This window comes from Futiania mangrovi (assembly GCF_024158125.1).
Lineage (GTDB): Bacteria > Pseudomonadota > Alphaproteobacteria > Futianiales > Futianiaceae > Futiania > Futiania mangrovi.
Genome location: NZ_JAMZFT010000001.1, coordinates 1,336,785 through 1,353,168, shown reverse-complemented (window position 1 = coordinate 1,353,168; position 16,384 = coordinate 1,336,785). Strand labels below are relative to the sequence as shown.

Genomic DNA, 16,384 nt, shown 5'->3' with positions numbered 1-16,384 from the left:
TCGGTCCGCCGGTCAGCTGTCGGTGGCGTTCCAGCGCACCAGGCGGCGGAAGCTGGTATCCACGAGCGCCCACACGGCCAGCGCCATGACCGCGAGCACCAGCAGGGCAGCGAACATGAGATCGACCTGAAGCCGCGCGTTGGCGTGCAGCATCAGGCGGCCGAGGCCCGCGCTCGATCCCACCCATTCGCCCACGACCGCGCCGATGGGGGCAACCGCTGCCGCGACGCGCGCGCCCGACGCCAGCGCCGGCAGCGCTGCGGGCATCCGGATATGCCAGAGGATGCGCAGGTCGCCCGCGCGGACGCGGGCGCCGGGCCGCGCCCTCAGCGTGCGTGCAAGGTCGATCCAGCCGGGCTCGGTCCGCGCGAGCCCGTCGTGGAAGGCGGCCGCCACCGGAAAGAAGATGATCAGCGCCGCCATCGCCACCTTGGAGGCGAGCCCGAACCCCAGCCAGAGCACGAGAATGGGCGCGAGCGCGAAGACCGGCAGCGCCTGGCTGATCACGATGACAGGCTTCACCCAGCGTTCCGCGCGCGCAGACATCGCCATGCCCAGCGCCGCCCCGACGCCAAGCGCGAGACCGAGCGCCAGCCCCAGCACGATCTCCAGCAGCGTCACGCCCGCGTTTTCCGCCAGCACCGCGCGATGGGTCCAGAGCGCTGCAAGCACGCGGTCCGGCCCCGGCAGGATGTAGGCGGGCACGGCCGTCGCGACCGTCACGAGCCACCAGAGCGCGAGGAGCCCCGCGGCAGTGACGGCTCCGCGGATCATGGGACCGTCTCCGCACCGCGCAGGCTGCCGATCAGCCGGTCGAGCAGGGGGCGCACGGCGGCGTCGGCGGGCGCCCGCGGGGGCGCGCCTGCGCCTTCCGCATCGGGCTCCAGCGCCGGGGACAGGCGCACCGGCGCGCCCTCCAGCACGTGGATGCGGTCGGCGAGCACCAGCGCCTCCAGCGGGTCGTGCGTGACGAGCAGGCAGGTGCGGCCCGCGAGCATCCGGACCGCCAGCGCCTGCAACTCCAGCCGCGTGATGGCGTCTACGGCGGAGAAGGGCTCGTCCATCAGCACCGCGGACTTGTCCTCCATCAGCGTGCGGGCGAGCGCCGCGCGCTGGCGCATGCCGCCGGACAGCGCCGCGGGCCGGTCGCGCTCGCGGCCCGCAAGCCCCACTTCGGCGAGTATCGCGCGGGCGCGGGCGGTATCTGCGCGCTCCCCCCGCAGCCGCGCGCCCAGGGTCACGTTCTCCAGCACGCTGAGCCAGGGCATCAGCAGCGGCTTCTGGTCCATGTAGGCGACGCGGCCTGTGAGGTCCGCGCCGCCGCCGTCCGTCACGCGCCCGGCTTGCGCGGGTGCGAGTCCCGCGATGGCCTTGAGCAACGTCGACTTGCCGACGCCCGACCGGCCCAGCAGCGCGGTCGTCCGGCCCGCTGGAAACTCCGCCGAGAACCCGTCATAAAGCGGGGTGCCGCCATAGAGCAGCGTCAGCCCCGCGACCGCGATTGCGGGCGCGCGCTCCGGCGAAGTCGGGAACGGCGAGGGTGAAGGCATGACGGCTCCGGCGCTGCGCATCGGTTCGGTTATAGGGGACGGGCGGCGGCCTGCAAGTGCGCTCAGGGCGGGGCTGCTGGCAGCCCTTGCCGCGCTCGCCCTGCTTCTGGCGGGCTGCGAGGGCGAGGCGCAGGTGACGGTGGAGACGGCGACCGGCGCCCATGTCTTCGCGGTCGAGATCGCCGACACGCCCGAGGCGCGCGCGACCGGCCTGATGCATCGGGAGCATCTGGCGGACGACGCGGGCATGATCTTCTTCTACGACCGGCCGCAGGTCGTCACCATGTGGATGAAGAACACGCTCATCCCGCTCGACATGCTGTTCATCCGCGCCGACGGGACCGTCGCCCGCATCGCGCGCAACGCGCGACCCCTCTCGCTGGAGACCATATCGGCGGGGGAGCCGGTGACCGCGGTGCTCGAGATCGCGGGCGGACGCGCGCGCGAGATCGGGGCGGAGCCCGGAGACCGCGTGATCCTGCCAAGCCGGGAGTAGGGCGGACGCGCGAACGCCGCCCGCGCGGGGGCTTCCGAACTTGTTTGCCCCCGTGGCATGGTGTAATTCCCCGTGGCAAATCGGGGCGTAGCGCAGCCTGGTAGCGCATCTGCTTTGGGAGCAGAGGGTCGCGTGTTCGAATCACGCCGCCCCGACCAGACAACTCCGGCAGGGCGGGCGGATGCCGCGCGCGCCCGCCGCAACGTAGAAGGTGCAGAACGCGATGGTCGCCCGCATCTACAAGCCCGCGAAGACCGCCATGCAGTCCGGCAAGGCCAACACCCGCAAATGGGTGCTGGAGTTCGAGCCGGAGGAGAAGAAGCGCGTCGATCCGCTGATGGGCTGGACCGGCTCGGGCGACACGCAGGCGACGCAGGTCAAGTTGCGCTTCGAGACGAAGGAAGGCGCAATCGACTACGCGAAGCGCCACGGCATCGCCTTCCGCCTGGTCGAGCCGCACGAGATGGCGCGCGCGACCAAGTCCTATTCGGCCAATTTCGCCTTCAACCGGCGGGAGCAGTGGTCGCACTGAGGCAGACCCGCCCGTATCGGACGTCCGCCCCGTGCCCGTGTTTCGTCGCGCGCCCGCTCTGTCTGCGTGCGTGCGCCGCGCCTTTGCGCTATCTTTCCGCGCGAGTCATCGCCCAAGGGGCCCCGTAGCTCAGCTGGATAGAGCAACGGCCTTCTAAGCCGTCGGTCGCAGGTTCGAATCCTGCCGGGGTCGCCAGTTTCCGCCCGCGCCGTCTCTCACTCCCTCACCAGCAGGACGGAGCAGGGGGCGTGGCGCATGACGCGGGCGGCGTTCGGGCCGATCAGGAAGTCCTCGAACGCCGAGCGGCCGGGCGTCATCACGATCAGGTCGCAGCCCGTCTCCTTCGCCGCCTTCACGATCTCCTTGTAGACCGTGCCGTGCGCCACGATGTGCTGGACGGGCATGCCCTCCGGCACCGTGCGCTTGACGAAGGCGTGCAACTCCTCATCCGCCTTCTTCAGCCCCTTCTTCTCGAAGTCGGGCGGGAAGTAGGAGCCGACGATGCTCATGCCGTAGTCGGGCAGTACGGTCATCACGTGCAGCTTTGCCCCGAACGTCTCCGCCAGTTTCAGCGCCTGGCCGATGGCCGGCCTGTCGTGGCCGGTGTGGGCGAGGTCCACCGGCAGCAGGATGTCGCGGTACATGGGCGTCTCTCCCCCTCAGAAGGCCGGGACGGTCTGGCGGCGGCGCTGGAACAGCACCACCACGGCCAGAAGCGCCAGGGCAGGGAGGTAGAACACCTCCTTCGGCATCCGCTCCGCCGCCACCTCGACCTTCAGCACCTCCCAGTCGAAGTCGATGCCGTTCTGCTCGGCAAAGCCGCCGAATTCGAGGTTGTCGACGAACACGCGGTCGCCGTCGACGCGGAACTCCAGACCCGCGTTCGCCAGCAACCGCTCCGCGCCGGACGGCCCCGCCTCGCCCAGCGGCAGGCGCACGGCCTTCGACACGATCTGGCCGGTACCAAGCTCCTCGCCCTCGACCAGGACGCGCAGCGTGTCGCCCGACGGCTTGGCCTCCGCCGCCTCGAAGATCTGCGTGGCCTGAACCTCGACATAAGGGTCGGCGATCTGGTCGAGCCAGTAGCCCGGGCGGAACAGCGTGAAGGCGATCAGCAGCAGCGCCGCCGTCTCCCAAAGCCGGCTGCGGGCGAGGAAATAGCCTTGTGTCGCCGCCGCGAACAGCAACATGGCGACCAGCGCGACGATGAAGACGAAGATGCCCTGCACGAAGGTCACGTTGATCAGCAGCAGGTCGGTGTTGAAGATGAACAGGAAGGGCAGGAGGGCCGTGCGGATGTCGTACATGAAGCCCTGCACGCCGGTCATGATCGGGTCGCCCCGGCTGATCGCGGCGGCTGCGAACGCCGCAAGCCCCACCGGAGGCGTGTCGTCGGCGAGGATGCCGAAGTAGAAGACGAACATGTGCACCGCGATCAGCGGCACGATCAGCCCGTTGGCAGCGCCGAGCGACACGATCACCGGCGCCATCAGCGAGGAGACGACGATGTAGTTCGCCGTCGTCGGCAGCCCCATGCCGAGGATCAGGCTGAGTACCGCGACGAAGAACAGCATCAGCATCAGGCTGCCGCCGGAGAGGAACTCAACGAACTCGCCCATCACCTGGTGCGCGCCGGTCAGCGAGATCGTGCCGACGATGACGCCCGCCGCGCCCGTCGCCACCGCGATGCCGATCATGTTGCGCGCGCCCGAGATCATGCCGGCGACGAACTCCGCCACGCCCCGGCGCAGCCGGTCTCCATAGCCCGTCTCACCCCGGAAGAAGGCTTTGATGGGGTGTTGCGTCAGCACGATGAAGACCATGCAGACGGTCGCCCAATAGGCCGACAGCGCGGGCGACAGCCGCTCGATCATCAGGCACCAGACCAGCACGACGATCGGCAGCAGGAAATGCAGGCCGGTGACGGCTGTGCGCTTCGGATCGGGAATCTCGGTGATATCGGCTTCGGGATCGTCGGCCTTCAGGTCGGGATAGCTCGCAGCCAGCTTCAGAAGCGCGAGATAGGCCACGACGAAGATGACCCCGACGGCGTAGAAGGTCGCATCCCCGAAGATGTCCTTCGTCCACCCGAGCCCGTAGTAGAGCGCGGCCGCGAGCACGATCACCCCGACGAACCCGGTCGCCACGCCGAACAGGCGCTCCAGCGCGGTGCGGGCAGGCCCCGACCGCTCCATGCCCTTGAGGCCGAGTTTCAGGGCCTCGAGATGCACGATGTAGAGCAGCGCGATGTAGGAAATCACCGCCGGCAGGAAGGCATGCCGCACCACCTCCAGGTAGGAGATGCCGACATATTCGACCATCAGGAACGCCGCCGCGCCCATGACGGGCGGGGTCAGCTGGCCGTTGGTCGACGACGCGACCTCGACCGCGCCTGCCTTCTCCGCGGGAAAACCCGTGCGCTTCATCAGCGGGATGGTGAAGGTGCCCGTCGTCACAGTGTTGGCGATGGACGAGCCCGAGATCATGCCGGTCATGGCCGACGACAGGACCGCCGCCTTCGCCGGCCCGCCGCGCAAATGGCCGAGCAGCGAGTAGGCGACCTGGATGAAATAGTTGCCGGCCCCCGCCTTGTCGAGCAGCGCGCCGAACAGCACGAACAGGAAGATCATGGAGGCCGAGACGCCCAGCGCGACGCCGAACACACCCTCGGTCTGCATCCAGAAATGCCACATCGCCTTGCCGTAGGACGCGCCCTTCCACTGGATCGCGTCCGGCAGCACCGGGTTGTGGCCGAAGAACACGTAAAGCAGGAACACCGACGCCACGATCACGAGCGGCAGCCCGAGCGCCCGGTAGGCGGAGATCAGCAGAACCACGAGGCCCACGGAGGAGACGACGAGGTCCGTCGCGGTCGGCAGGCCGGGCCGCGTCGAAATGGAGTCGGCGAACACCACGAGATAGAGACACGCGCCGACGCCCAGGATCACCAGGAGCCAGTCGTAGAGGGGGATCCGGTCGCGCGGGCTCGACTTGAAGAGCGGGTAGGCCAGCGCGGCGAGCCCGAACCCGAAGGCGAGGTGGATCGCGCGCGCCTCGTCCGTGTTGAAGACGAGGTTGAGGCCCGTTATCCGCGTCAGGATGAAGGGCAGGGGCGAGGAGATGTAGAGCTGGAACAGCGACCAGATGAAGGCCGTGGCCGCGATGACCGTGCCCATGGCACCTGGCGGCTGGCGCGCGCCGGTATCCGTTTCGGCAACGAGGTCGCCCGCTGAGACCGCGCCGGTTCCGGCTGCACGATCGCTCATCCCCAGTCCCCCCTTGTGCTGTCGGAATGCTGAAGCGGTCATGTCCCCGTTCGATCGGGGAGCCTTATGGGAAAATGGCGCGGCCCCTTTCCGGAGCCGCGCCACCTCCGGGCTGACTTACTTCCAGCCCTTCTCCTTGTAGTACTTCATCGCCCCGTCGTGGATCGGCGCGGACAGGCCGTCGCTGATCATTTCCTTCGGATCGAGGTTCGCGAAGGCGGGATGCAGGCGGCGGAAGTCGTCGATGTTCTCGAACACCGCCTTGGTCACGACATAGACAACCTCTTCCGACACGTCGGAGGAGGAAACGAAGGTCGCGCCGACGCCGAAGGTGGTCACGTCCTCATCCGTGCCGCGGTACATGCCGGCGGGGATGGTGGCGACGCGGTAGTAGGGGTTCTCGGACACCAGCTTGTCGATCGGCGCGCCGGTGACGGAGATCAGCTTGGCGTCGCAGGCGGTCGTCGCCTCCTTGATCGCCGCGGCCGGGTGGCCGATCGTGTAGATCATCGCGTCGATCTTGTTGTCGCAGAGGGCGGCGGCCATTTCCGAACCCTTGAGTTCGGCAGCCAGCGAGAAGTCGTCCATCTTCATGCCGAAGGCGTCCATGACGACTTCCATCGTCGCGCGCTGACCCGAACCGGGGTTGCCGACGTTGACGCGCTTACCCTTCAGGCCCTCGAACGAGGTGATGCCGGAATCGGCACGCACGATCAGCGTGAACGGCTCGGGATGCACGGAGAAGACCGCGCGCAGCCCTTCGAATGCGCCGGCTTCCTCGAATTTCGAAGTGCCGTTGTAGGCATGGTACTGCCAGTCGGACTGGGCCACGCCGAACTCCAGCTCGCCGGAGCGCACCGTGTTGATGTTGTAGACCGAGCCGCCGGTGGACTCCACCGAGCAGCGGATGCCGTGCTCCTTGCGGTCCTTGTTCACCAGTCGGCAGATCGCGCCGCCGGTCGGGTAGTAGACGCCCGTGACGCCGCCCGTACCGATGGAAATGAACTGCTGCTCGGCTGCGGTCGCGGTTCCCGCGAGACCGAGAATCGCCAACGCGGACGCGGCCCCGATCACGATGTTCCTCATCGTCATCCCTTTCTTGCAAAATGATTCCCTTTGGCGGCCCGTCGACAGGCCGCCTTCCCTGTCAGGCAGGAGCGACCCGCAAGCGTTCCCGACGGCGTTCAGGCGCCGCCGGTCCCTTCCGAAGGCTCCGGCTGTCGCAATCTGACCCTATTGTGGCGGGGCTGTGAACCCCCGATTTCCCGCGGTTGCGTGTGTTCAACCGGCCGCGGCGAGGCGTGCGAAGCCCTCGTCGAGATCGGCGATCAGGTCGGCTGCGTCCTCCAGGCCCGCATGGACGCGCAGCAGCGGCCCCTCGGCAGCCCAATGGGTCGCCGTCCGGATCTTCTCCGGGAAGGCGGGGATCAACAGGCTTTCGTAGCCGCCCCAGGAATACCCCATGCCGAAATAGGCCATGTTGTCGAGCATGGCGGCCAAGGCGTCCCGGGAGACAGGCTTCAGCACCACGCCGAACAGGCCGGATGCGCCGAGAAAATCGCGCTTCCAGAGCGCGTGTCCCGGATCGGTCTCCAGCGCGGGGTAGAGTACGCGCTCGACCTCGGGCCGGGACTGGAACCAGTGCGCAAGCTCTAGCGCGGTCTTCTGGTGCTGGTCGAGCCGCACGGCAAGCGTGCGCAGGCCCCTCTGCGCGAGATAGATGTCGTCGGGCGCGGCAGCATAGCCCAGTTGCTCCCACGCCTTGTAAAGCGGCTCGAAATGGCTGTCCTTTACGGTCACCGTGCCGAGCATCGCGTCGGAATGGCCGACGATGTACTTGGTCGCCGCCTGGATCGCGATATCGACGCCGTGCTCGAACGGCTTGAAGAAGTGCGGCGACGCCCAGGTGTTGTCCATCACCACGGTCACGCCGCGGGCGTGCGCCGCCTGCGCGACCGCCGGAATGTCCATCATCTCGAACGTGAGGGAGCCCGGCGCCTCGGTGAAGACGAGCTTCGTCTCCGGGCGGATCAGGTCCGCGATCCCGCTCCCGATGGCGGGGTCGTAGAAGGTCGTCTCGACACCCATGCGGGCCAGCAGCCCGTTCGCCACCCCCCGCGTCGGTCCGTAGACAGTGTCCGCGATCAGCGCGTGGTCCCCGGTTTTCAGGAATCCGAGAAAGGTGCCCGTGATGGCCGCGAGGCCCGAAGGGTAGCTGAGGCAGCGGTCGCCGCCTTCAAGCTCCGCCACGGCCTCCTGGAAGGCGAAGGTCGACGGCGTGCCGCGGCGGCCGTAGCGCACCGTTTCCAGTGGGTGCGAGGGCGGGGCGAGCAAGTCCGCGACAGTCGGAAAGAGAATGGTGGAGGCATGATAGACGGGCGGGTTCACCGCGCCTGACTGACGTTCCGGATTGCGGCCTGCGTGGACGATCCGCGTACGCTCCGAGCCATTGCTGCCCATTCTTCCTCCGTTCCCTTGTTCTGTTGCGGATGCCCTGCCGCCGGTCTCCGTACAGGCGTCAAATCGTGACGGTTTCAAGCTCGCACTTGCATTTGCCCGCGCATGGCGGTCATGCTACCTCACCATAGGTGCTCACCCGGGAGGGCGATGTGCCGCACGGGCAGGGCATCGAATAATCGGCCGGTCAGGAACCGAAGCCGAAGGGTTCTGTACAGGGAAGAGGATAATCATGAAACAGTCTGTGCTTCTTGGTGCGGTCGCCAGTGCCGCTCTGGCGGCGTCGGCCGCTTCGGCTTCGACGCTCGACAACGTGAAGGCCAAGGGCTTCATCCAGTGCGGCGTCAGCCAGGGCCTGCCCGGCTTCTCCAACACCGATGACGCGGGCAAGTGGACCGGCCTCGACGTCGACCTCTGCCGCGCGGTCGCGGCTGCCGTCTTCGGGGATGCGTCGAAGGTCAAGTACACGCCGCTCTCGGCGAAGGAGCGGTTCACGGCGCTGCAGTCCAGCGAAATCGACATCCTGTCGCGCAACACGACCTGGACCATGACGCGGGACACCTCGCTCGGCCTGAACTTCGCCGGCGTGAACTATTATGACGGCCAGGGCTTCATGATCCGCAAGTCGCTGGGCATCGCATCCGCCCTGGAGCTCGGCGGCGCGAGCGTCTGCACCAACACCGGCACGACGACCGAGCTGAACGCGGCCGACTTCTTCCGCAAGAACAGCATGGACTACACGCTCGTCGCCTTCGAGAAGGCGGACGAGGTGGTCGCGGCCTACGACTCCGGCCGCTGCGACGTCTACACGACGGACGCCTCGGGCCTCTACGCGCAGCGCCTGAAGCTGACGAACCCGGACGAGCACATGGTTCTGCCGGAGATCATCTCGAAGGAGCCGCTCGGCCCGGTTGTGCGCCAGGGCGACGACCAGTGGTTCAACATCGTGAAGTGGACCCACTTCGCCATGCTGAACGCCGAGGAACTTGGCGTCGATTCCGAGAACGTCGAGCAGATGAAGGGCACCGACAACCCGTCGATCCGCCGTCTTCTGGGGATCGAGGGCGAGTTCGGCCAGGGCCTCGGCCTGTCGAATGACTGGGCGGTGAACATCATCGCCCAGGTCGGCAACTACGGCGAGGTGTTCGACCGCAACGTCGGCCCGGACACGCCGCTCGGCATCTCGCGCGGTCTGAACGCGCTCTGGACGGACGGCGGCATCCAGTACGCGCCGCCGGTCCGCTGACCGCTGCCGGGTCTGCCTGATTGCGGCCGGGCGGCGTGTGCGGATCTCCGCAATGCCGTCCGGCCGTTGCAGGGCCTGGCCTGCGTGCCGATGGAAGCGGCCTGGCCGGACTTCCTGGACATGACAAGGGGGCGTCCAGACGCCGCGCAGCCGGCCAGCATGACCATGGCCGGCACGTGATGCGTGTCTGTTCGAAGGGGGGATGTCCGAGATGACGACCGGTGTGGACGGTCACGGGGAGGGGGCAAAGGTCTCCCTCATCAACGATCCGCGATGGCGAGGGCTCTTTTTCCAGGCCGCGCTGCTTCTGGCGGTGATCTGGCTGTTCTGGTCGATCGTGGACAACACGGTCACCAACCTGAGCGAGCGCAACATCGCCTCCGGCTTCGGTTTCCTCGACTCGACGGCCGGCTTTTCCATCATCCAGACACTGGTCCCGTTTTCCGAGGAATCGAGCTACGGACGGGTTTATGTCGTCGGTCTGCTGAACACGCTGCTCGTCGCGATCGTCGGGATCTTCTTTGCGACCATCCTCGGGTTCGTCGTCGGCATCATGCGGCTGTCGAGGAACTGGCTGGTCGCGCGGATCGCGACCGTTTACGTCGAGGTCGTGCGCAACCTGCCGCTGCTGCTGCAGATCTTCTTCTGGTACTTCGCGGTGCTTCGGGCGCTGCCGGGACCGCGCGACAGCGTGAACATCGGCGACGCGGTCTTCATCAACAACCGGGGCATCATCGCCCCGTCGCCGATCTACGGCGAAGGCTTTGCCGCCATGCCGGTCGCGCTGCTTATCGGCCTCGTGCTGAGCTTCGGCATCAGGCGCTGGGCCCGCAAGCGGCAGGAGGCGACGGGCCAGCAGTTCCCGGTGTTCCTCACCGCTCTCGGCCTGATCGTCGGGCTGCCGCTGATCGCCGGACTCGCCACTGGCTTCCCCGTGACCTGGGACATGCCGGCGCTGGCCGGTTTCAACTTCAAGGGCGGCTTCGTCGTCATTCCGGAGCTGATCTCGCTCGTCCTGGCGCTGGCGATCTACACCGCCTCCTTCATCGCGGAGATCGTGCGGGCAGGCATCCTGTCGGTCAGCCACGGCCAGACGGAGGCGTCCTACGCACTCGGCATGCGGCCGGGGAGCACCCTGCGCCTCATCATCATCCCGCAGGCGCTGCGCGTGATCATCCCGCCGCTCACCAGCCAGTATCTGAACCTCACCAAGAACTCTTCGCTCGCGGTAGCCATCGCCTATCCGGATCTCGTCTCGGTGTTCGCGGGCACCGTGCTGAACCAGACGGGACAGGCGGTCGAGGTGCTGCTGATGACGATGCTGACGTATCTCACGCTCTCCATCGCCACCTCGGTGTTCATGAACTGGTACAATGCGCGCATCGCGCTGAAGGAGCGCTGAGCCATGACGGACGCATTCCTCGACCGTGAGGCAGGCGAGGCCGGCAAGCGGCGCACGGCGCATCTCGCGGGCTTTCACACGAACGAGCAATTGCCGAGCCTGCCGCCGCCGGTCAGCACGACCGGCGTGCTGGGATGGATCAGGGAGAACCTGTTCTCCGGCTGGTTCAATACCAGTTTGACGCTTCTCGGCCTCTACCTGATCTGGCTGATCGTTCCCCCCTTTATCGAGTTCACGGTGATCAATGCCGTCTGGACCGGTGCCAACCGCGAGGCGTGTCTGGGACCCGAGGTGGGCGCCTGCTGGCCGTTCGTCTGGGCGCGCTTCAACCAGTTCATGTACGGGTTCTACCCGAACGAGGAGGTCTGGCGCGTCAACCTGGTCTTCCTTCTGGGGGCGCTTGGCATCGCCGCGCTCGTGATCCCTGCGGTGCCGGCCAAGCGCGTGATCGGCGTGCTGATGCTGACGGCCTATCCGCTCGTCACGTTCTTCCTGCTGACGGGCGGAAGTTTCGGCCTCCCGGTCGTGGAGACGGCGCAGTGGGGCGGGCTTCTCGTCACGCTGGTCGTGGCCGTCTCCGGCATCGTGGCCTCGCTGCCCATCGGCATCCTGCTGGCGCTCGGGCGGCGCTCGGACATGCCGCTGGTGCGCATGGTCTGCATCGCCTTCATCGAGTTCTGGCGGGGCATCCCGCTGATTACCGTGCTGTTCATGGCGTCGGTCATGCTGCCGCTGTTCCTGCCCGAGGGGGTGAACTTCGACAAGCTGCTGCGGTGCCTGATCGGCGTGGCGCTGTTCGCCTCGGCCTACATGGCGGAGGTCGTCCGCGGCGGCTTGCAGGCGATCCCGAAGGGCCAGTACGAGGCGGCGATGGCGCTCGGCCTCGGGTACTGGAAGCGGATGCGCCTCATCATCCTGCCGCAGGCGCTCAAGCTCGTGATCCCCGGGATCGTCAATACGTTCATCGGTCTCTTCAAGGACACGACGCTGGTGCTGATCATCGGCCTGTTCGACCTGCTGGGGGCGGTGCAGCAGGGTCTGACGGATCCCAACTGGTCGACGCCGGTCACGGCGACCACGGGCTACATCTTTGCCGGCTTCGGCTTCTGGATCTTCTGCTTCGGCATGTCGCGCTACTCCATCTACATGGAGCGCAAGCTCGACACCGGCCGGCGAAACTGAGGGGGATGCACCCATGACGACGGATACGGGCGCCGCGGCGCAGGCAGGGGCGGGGATGCAGGTCTCCGACCAGGTCGCGATCGAGATCAACGGCCTCAACAAGTGGTACGGCGAGTTCCACGTGCTGAAGGACATCAACCTGACGGTCTATGGCGGGGAGCGGATCGTGGTGTGCGGACCTTCGGGTTCGGGCAAATCGACGCTGATCCGCTGCATCAACCGGCTGGAGGAGCATCAGCGCGGCTCCATCGTGGTCGACGGGGTGGAACTGACGAATGACGTGCGCAAGGTCGACGAGATCCGGCGCGAGGTCGGCATGGTGTTCCAGCACTTCAACCTCTTTCCTCACCTGACGATCCTCGAGAACTGCACGCTCGCCCCGATCTGGGTGCGCAAGATGCCCAAGGCCGAGGCGGAGGCGCAGGCCATGCGCTACCTGGAGCGGGTGAAGATCCCGGAGCAGGCGCACAAGTATCCGGGCCAGCTGTCCGGCGGCCAGCAGCAGCGCGTGGCAATCGCCCGCGCGCTGTGCATGAACCCGAAGATCATGCTGTTCGACGAGCCGACCTCGGCCCTCGACCCGGAGATGATCAAGGAAGTGCTGGACGTCATGGTCGACCTCGCGGAGGAGGGGATGACCATGATCTGCGTGACGCACGAGATGGGATTCGCCCGCAAGGTCGCCAACCGCGTGATCTTCATGGACGGCGGCCAGATCGTCGAGCAGAACGAGCCGGAGGAGTTCTTCACCAATCCGAAGAGCGACCGGACCAAGCTGTTCCTCAGCCAGATTCTCGGCCATTGAGGCGGGCGAGGCGGTTTTTCCCGTGTCTGGGTGTGCGACTCGGCTTGCGGTTTTCCCGTTTTGGTACTAGTGTACCGACATGTTGAGTTTCTCGCTGGGGTAGAGCGATGAGTAACTGGCCAACCGTAGATCAGCTGATCGGTCGGTGGGAATCACCGGACGTTTCCGGGGCGGGGTCCGAGTTCAGCCTGCCGGATAGCGGGCCGCGTGCGGACGCACCGCCTGCAGAGACGCCGCTTGCCACCCCTTCGGCCGCGCGTCCGGGCAGCACGCTCGACGTACTGCTTCCGATGCAGAATCCCGCAATCGCCGATACGGCGGAGCCCGATGCGCCCGCAGGCAGCGACGCGGATGTGCCGCCTGGGTTCGACGAGCCGCTGCCCCCGTCGCTGGTGAGTGCGCTCGCGGTGGAGAGCGGTGCCGTCGAGTATGACGAGCCTGACTACGCGGCTCCTCCCGGCCTGGGCGATCCCGACTTTGAAGAGGGTGGTGTTCTGTCTCTGTCGGGCGGTCCGTCGCCTGAGGACGTCGGCCTGGATGGCGACCAGTACGAGCCCGAGTTGGCGCTCTCGCTGGCCTGAGGCGGGAACCTCGCCACCGCGGACAGCTTGTCCGTTCGACTGCTTTCGCCGCGCACCGGCTGAACCGGGCGCGGCGTTTGCATGCGCGTGGCCTCTTCCGGGCGAGCATCTGTCGGCGGCACTGTCCGGGTCTAGAACTCCTTCCAGCCCTGCAGCGAGCGGGAGACCGTGTTCGCTGCCCGCATGACAAGCGGTGCGAGCCGTTCGCGGAGGCTGTCGGGCGTCCAGTAGGCAGTGGACGTCGTGATGCCGAGGGCCGCGATCGGCCGTCCGGCGCCGTCGATGATGGGCGCGGCCAGCGAAATCTCGCCGAGCACCGATTGCTCCTCGACAAGTGCAAAGCCCTCCGCACGTGCTTCCGCAATCAGGTCGAGCAGCCTGTCGGGGTCGGTCTCCGTGCGCGGTGTCAGGACCTCGAGGTCGGCGGCGTCGATGATCGCACGCGCCTCTTCCTCGGACAGCCTGGACAGGATCGCCCGGCCGGTCGAGACGGCCCACGCCGGGATGCGCCGGCCGATGACGGAGGACGGATTGATGCGCCGCTGGCTCGGCATCCGGATGAGGACGACCGCGTCCGTCTGGTCGAGAAGCGATACGTTTACCGTCTCCTGCGTTTCGTCACGCAGGCCGATGACCACCGGGATCGCAACCTCGTACAGCGGGCTTGCCCGCATGAACTGATAGGTGAACTCCAGCATCCTGGGGCTCGGCCGGTAGCGCCGTGTGCGGGCGTCCTTCCGCAGGTAGCCCAGCTGCGTGAGCGTGTGCGTGATGCGCTGCGCCCCACCGGTGCTGAGCCCGGTCTGCTGGGCGATCTCGCTCAGGCTGAGAGCGTCCCACCCGTCGCCGAAGCAGGTCATCACGCTCAACCCCTTGGCGAGCGAGGCGATGAACAGTGGGTCGCGCGAGGTGTCACTCCCGGTCTCCGGCGACTCGCGCTCATGCCTTGAAACGGCGCCCGTTTCGCGTGATCCGCGGGTGTCTGCGCGTAAGGGTTGCGCTCGACCTGTGGTTGTCATCGCGATTATTCCTTTTCCACCCGTGAGATAGCATCATACCGACTTTTGCGATTGACTCTATCATAAAAGAGAAAAACAATTATCAATGTCCGCAAAAACATTATCGCAATGCGATAACAACGGGGGCGGGAGTAAGCGGCGCGGGCCCGCTGTGCCTCTGCGTCACGTCTTGGAGCCAGGGAGGGTCTGATGAGACCTTATGTTTCAGTCGTTGCGGGTGCGCTCGCACTCGGTGTGCTCGGCGGTGCAGCGCACGCAAACACGCTCACGGTCGGTCTCGCGGCCGAGCCGACATCGATCGATCCGCATTTCCACAATCTGTCGCCCAACAACTCGCTGCTCACCCACGTCTTCGAGCCGCTGATCGCCCAGGACGCGCAGCAGCGTCACCAGCCGGCGCTTGCGGTCTCCTGGCGCCCGATCAGCGACACGACGTGGGAATTCAAGCTCCGTGAGGGGGTGACCTTCCACGACGGTTCTGCGTTCAATGCGGACGATGTCGTCTTCTCGTTCGAGCGCGCGCCGAACGTTCCGAACAGCCCCTCGTCCTTCAAGACGTACACGGGCGGCAAGACGGTCAAGAAGGTGGACGACTACACGGTCCACTTCATGACCGAGAAGCCCTATCCGCTCATGCCCAACGACGTTTCGACGATCTTCATCGTGTCGAACGAGACGTCGGGCGCGACGACCGAGGATTACAACTCGGGCAAGGCTGCGGTCGGCACAGGTCAGTACAAGTTCGTTGAGTACGTGCCGGGTGACCGCATCGTCGTCGCCAGGAACGACGCCTACTGGGGCGCGAAGGCCGGCTTCGACAAGGTGACGTTCAAGCCGATCAAGTCCGATCCCGCCCGCGTGGCCGCGCTGCTCGCCGGCGACGTCGACATGATCGAGGCGGTGCCGACCACCGACATCGCGCGCCTCAAGGCCGACGGCAAGGTGACGCTGTCGTCGGGCGTCTCCAATCGCGTGATCTACTTCTATCTCGACCAGTACCGCGAGAGCACGCCCCAGGTGACGGCGAAGGACGGCTCTGCCATCCGCAACCCGTTCCTCGACCTGCGCGTGCGTCAGGCGGTCTCCTACGCGATCAACCGCCAGGCCATCGCCGACCGCGTGATGGAAGGGGCCTCCCTGCCTGCCGGTCAGCTGCTGCCCGACGGCTTCTTCGGCACCAGCCCGAAGATCTCGGCGCCTGCCTACGATCCGACGAAAGCGGTCATGCTGCTGGGCGAGGCCGGCTATTCGAACGGCTTCAAGATGGTCGTGCACGGCCCGAACGACCGCTACCTCAACGATGCCAAGATCGTCGAGGCGGTGGCGCAGATGCTGAACCGTGTCGGCATCGAGGCGAGCGTCGAGACGCTGCCGCGGTCGGTCTACTTCAAGCGGGCCTCCACGGGCCTCGACGGCGAGCCGGAGTTCACCATGGGTCTCGTCGGCTGGGGTTCGGCCACGGGTGAAGCGTCCTCGCCGCTGAAGTCGCTGATCGCGACCTTCGACAAGGGCAAGGGCCTCGGCGCCTCCAACCGCGGCCGCTACTCCAACGCGGAAGTCGACGCCCTTCTGGCGCAGGCGCTTTCGACGGTCGACGACGCCAAGCGCGAAGCGCTTCTGGCCAAGGCGACCGAGATCTCGATGAGCGAGATCGGGATCGTGCCCGTGCACTTCCAGGTCAACACCTGGGCGACCCGCAAGGGCCTGTCCTACACGCCGCGTACCGACGAGTACACGCTCGTCCGCGACGTCGTCGTGAAGTGATCGGCGGTTCCATGAATTGACGCGCGCGTGGGCGGTCGCATCCCTCCGCCCATGTGCCAAACTCGCCGGGAGTGGTCTGGCGTC

15 protein-coding genes and 2 tRNA genes are annotated in these 16,384 nt (G+C 66.8%); 10 read left to right on the top strand and 7 right to left on the bottom strand.

Going from position 1 to position 16,384, the window contains the following annotated elements; genetic code table 11:
- Positions 1-12 precede the first annotated feature (12 nt).
- Both NJQ99_RS06390 and NJQ99_RS06385 read right to left on the bottom strand, forming a co-directional pair.
- Complete coding sequence (locus NJQ99_RS06390; protein ID WP_269331949.1) at positions 13-774, bottom strand: ABC transporter permease; 762 nt, start codon at positions 772-774, stop codon at positions 13-15.
- Positions 771-1,550: an ABC transporter ATP-binding protein gene (locus NJQ99_RS06385; protein ID WP_269331948.1), complete on the bottom strand. Its 780-nt coding sequence runs from the start codon at positions 1,548-1,550 to the stop codon at positions 771-773. Before NJQ99_RS06385 ends, NJQ99_RS06390 begins: the two co-directional genes overlap by 4 nt.
- On the opposite strand from NJQ99_RS06385, the gene NJQ99_RS06380 reads away from it, so the two are divergent.
- From NJQ99_RS06380 to NJQ99_RS06365, 4 genes are all read left to right on the top strand, one after another.
- Positions 1,549-2,046, top strand: a complete 498-nt coding sequence (locus tag NJQ99_RS06380; RefSeq protein WP_269331947.1) for a DUF192 domain-containing protein — start codon at positions 1,549-1,551, stop codon at positions 2,044-2,046. The genes NJQ99_RS06385 and NJQ99_RS06380 overlap by 2 nt on opposite strands.
- Before the next feature lie 81 nt (positions 2,047-2,127).
- Positions 2,128-2,204 (top strand) — tRNA-Pro (locus NJQ99_RS06375).
- Positions 2,205-2,269: 65 nt separating this feature from the next.
- Positions 2,270-2,578, top strand: coding sequence for an ETC complex I subunit (locus NJQ99_RS06370; RefSeq protein WP_269331946.1), 309 nt, complete (start codon positions 2,270-2,272; stop codon positions 2,576-2,578).
- A 118-nt stretch (positions 2,579-2,696) separates the two neighbouring features.
- A tRNA-Arg gene (locus NJQ99_RS06365) sits at positions 2,697-2,773 on the top strand.
- A gap of 20 nt (positions 2,774-2,793) precedes the next feature.
- Here the strand turns inward: NJQ99_RS06365 and NJQ99_RS06360 are convergent.
- From NJQ99_RS06360 to metC, 4 genes are all read right to left on the bottom strand, one after another.
- A complete protein-coding gene (locus NJQ99_RS06360) occupies positions 2,794-3,222 on the bottom strand; it encodes a universal stress protein (RefSeq protein ID WP_269331945.1) in 429 nt (142 codons plus the stop codon).
- A 15-nt stretch (positions 3,223-3,237) separates the two neighbouring features.
- The gene (locus tag NJQ99_RS06355) at positions 3,238-5,844 is read right to left on the bottom strand and encodes a TRAP transporter permease (RefSeq protein WP_269331944.1); all 2,607 of its coding nucleotides are present in this window, start codon (positions 5,842-5,844) and stop codon (positions 3,238-3,240) included.
- Positions 5,845-5,961: 117 nt separating this feature from the next.
- Positions 5,962-6,930, bottom strand: a complete 969-nt coding sequence (locus tag NJQ99_RS06350) for a TAXI family TRAP transporter solute-binding subunit (RefSeq protein WP_407933356.1) — start codon at positions 6,928-6,930, stop codon at positions 5,962-5,964.
- Between the two features lie 195 nt (positions 6,931-7,125).
- Entirely contained in the window at positions 7,126-8,304 is a 1,179-nt protein-coding gene (gene metC / locus NJQ99_RS06345) for a cystathionine beta-lyase (RefSeq protein WP_269331942.1), read from the bottom strand.
- 229 nt (positions 8,305-8,533) lie between these two features.
- Between metC and NJQ99_RS06340 the strand changes: the two genes are divergently transcribed.
- The 5 genes from NJQ99_RS06340 (at position 8,534) to NJQ99_RS06320 (ending at position 13,517) form a co-directional block, all read left to right on the top strand.
- A complete protein-coding gene (locus NJQ99_RS06340) occupies positions 8,534-9,547 on the top strand; it encodes an amino acid ABC transporter substrate-binding protein (RefSeq protein ID WP_269331941.1) in 1,014 nt (337 codons plus the stop codon).
- A 211-nt stretch (positions 9,548-9,758) separates the two neighbouring features.
- Entirely contained in the window at positions 9,759-10,949 is a 1,191-nt protein-coding gene (locus tag NJQ99_RS06335; RefSeq protein WP_269331940.1) for an amino acid ABC transporter permease, read from the top strand.
- Positions 10,950-10,952: 3 nt separating this feature from the next.
- Positions 10,953-12,131, top strand: coding sequence for an amino acid ABC transporter permease (locus tag NJQ99_RS06330; RefSeq protein ID WP_269331939.1), 1,179 nt, complete (start codon positions 10,953-10,955; stop codon positions 12,129-12,131).
- A 13-nt stretch (positions 12,132-12,144) separates the two neighbouring features.
- Positions 12,145-12,936, top strand: a complete 792-nt coding sequence (locus NJQ99_RS06325; RefSeq protein ID WP_269331938.1) for an amino acid ABC transporter ATP-binding protein — start codon at positions 12,145-12,147, stop codon at positions 12,934-12,936.
- 107 nt (positions 12,937-13,043) lie between these two features.
- Positions 13,044-13,517, top strand: coding sequence for a hypothetical protein (locus tag NJQ99_RS06320; protein WP_269331937.1), 474 nt, complete (start codon positions 13,044-13,046; stop codon positions 13,515-13,517).
- 131 nt (positions 13,518-13,648) lie between these two features.
- Here NJQ99_RS06320 and NJQ99_RS06315 read toward each other — a convergent pair whose 3' ends face one another.
- Positions 13,649-14,536, bottom strand: coding sequence for an IclR family transcriptional regulator (locus NJQ99_RS06315; protein WP_269331936.1), 888 nt, complete (start codon positions 14,534-14,536; stop codon positions 13,649-13,651).
- 189 nt (positions 14,537-14,725) lie between these two features.
- Here NJQ99_RS06315 and NJQ99_RS06310 point away from each other — a divergent pair, with 189 nt between their 5' ends.
- Positions 14,726-16,300 (top strand): ABC transporter substrate-binding protein, encoded by a 1,575-nt coding sequence (locus NJQ99_RS06310; RefSeq protein WP_269331935.1) that lies wholly within the window; start codon positions 14,726-14,728, stop codon positions 16,298-16,300.
- Positions 16,301-16,384 lie beyond the last annotated feature (84 nt).

Bases quoted from the DNA above. Each gene is read 5' to 3' on its own strand.
- NJQ99_RS06355 (WP_269331944.1), bottom strand. From the start codon at position 5,844: ATGAGCGATCGTGCAGCCGGAACCGGCGCGGTCTCAGCGGGCGACCTC.
- NJQ99_RS06360 (WP_269331945.1), bottom strand. From the start codon at position 3,222: ATGTACCGCGACATCCTGCTGCCGGTGGACCTCGCCCACACCGGCCAC.
- NJQ99_RS06385 (WP_269331948.1), bottom strand. From the start codon at position 1,550: ATGCCTTCACCCTCGCCGTTCCCGACTTCGCCGGAGCGCGCGCCCGCA.
- NJQ99_RS06310 (WP_269331935.1), top strand. From the start codon at position 14,726: ATGAGACCTTATGTTTCAGTCGTTGCGGGTGCGCTCGCACTCGGTGTG.
- NJQ99_RS06340 (WP_269331941.1), top strand. From the start codon at position 8,534: ATGAAACAGTCTGTGCTTCTTGGTGCGGTCGCCAGTGCCGCTCTGGCG.
- NJQ99_RS06350 (WP_407933356.1), bottom strand. From the start codon at position 6,930: ATGAGGAACATCGTGATCGGGGCCGCGTCCGCGTTGGCGATTCTCGGT.
- NJQ99_RS06390 (WP_269331949.1), bottom strand. From the start codon at position 774: ATGATCCGCGGAGCCGTCACTGCCGCGGGGCTCCTCGCGCTCTGGTGG.
- NJQ99_RS06370 (WP_269331946.1), top strand. From the start codon at position 2,270: ATGGTCGCCCGCATCTACAAGCCCGCGAAGACCGCCATGCAGTCCGGC.
- metC (WP_269331942.1), bottom strand. From the start codon at position 8,304: ATGGGCAGCAATGGCTCGGAGCGTACGCGGATCGTCCACGCAGGCCGC.
- NJQ99_RS06330 (WP_269331939.1), top strand. From the start codon at position 10,953: ATGACGGACGCATTCCTCGACCGTGAGGCAGGCGAGGCCGGCAAGCGG.
- NJQ99_RS06335 (WP_269331940.1), top strand. From the start codon at position 9,759: ATGACGACCGGTGTGGACGGTCACGGGGAGGGGGCAAAGGTCTCCCTC.
- NJQ99_RS06320 (WP_269331937.1), top strand. From the start codon at position 13,044: ATGAGTAACTGGCCAACCGTAGATCAGCTGATCGGTCGGTGGGAATCA.
- NJQ99_RS06325 (WP_269331938.1), top strand. From the start codon at position 12,145: ATGACGACGGATACGGGCGCCGCGGCGCAGGCAGGGGCGGGGATGCAG.
- NJQ99_RS06315 (WP_269331936.1), bottom strand. From the start codon at position 14,536: ATGACAACCACAGGTCGAGCGCAACCCTTACGCGCAGACACCCGCGGA.
- NJQ99_RS06380 (WP_269331947.1), top strand. From the start codon at position 1,549: ATGACGGCTCCGGCGCTGCGCATCGGTTCGGTTATAGGGGACGGGCGG.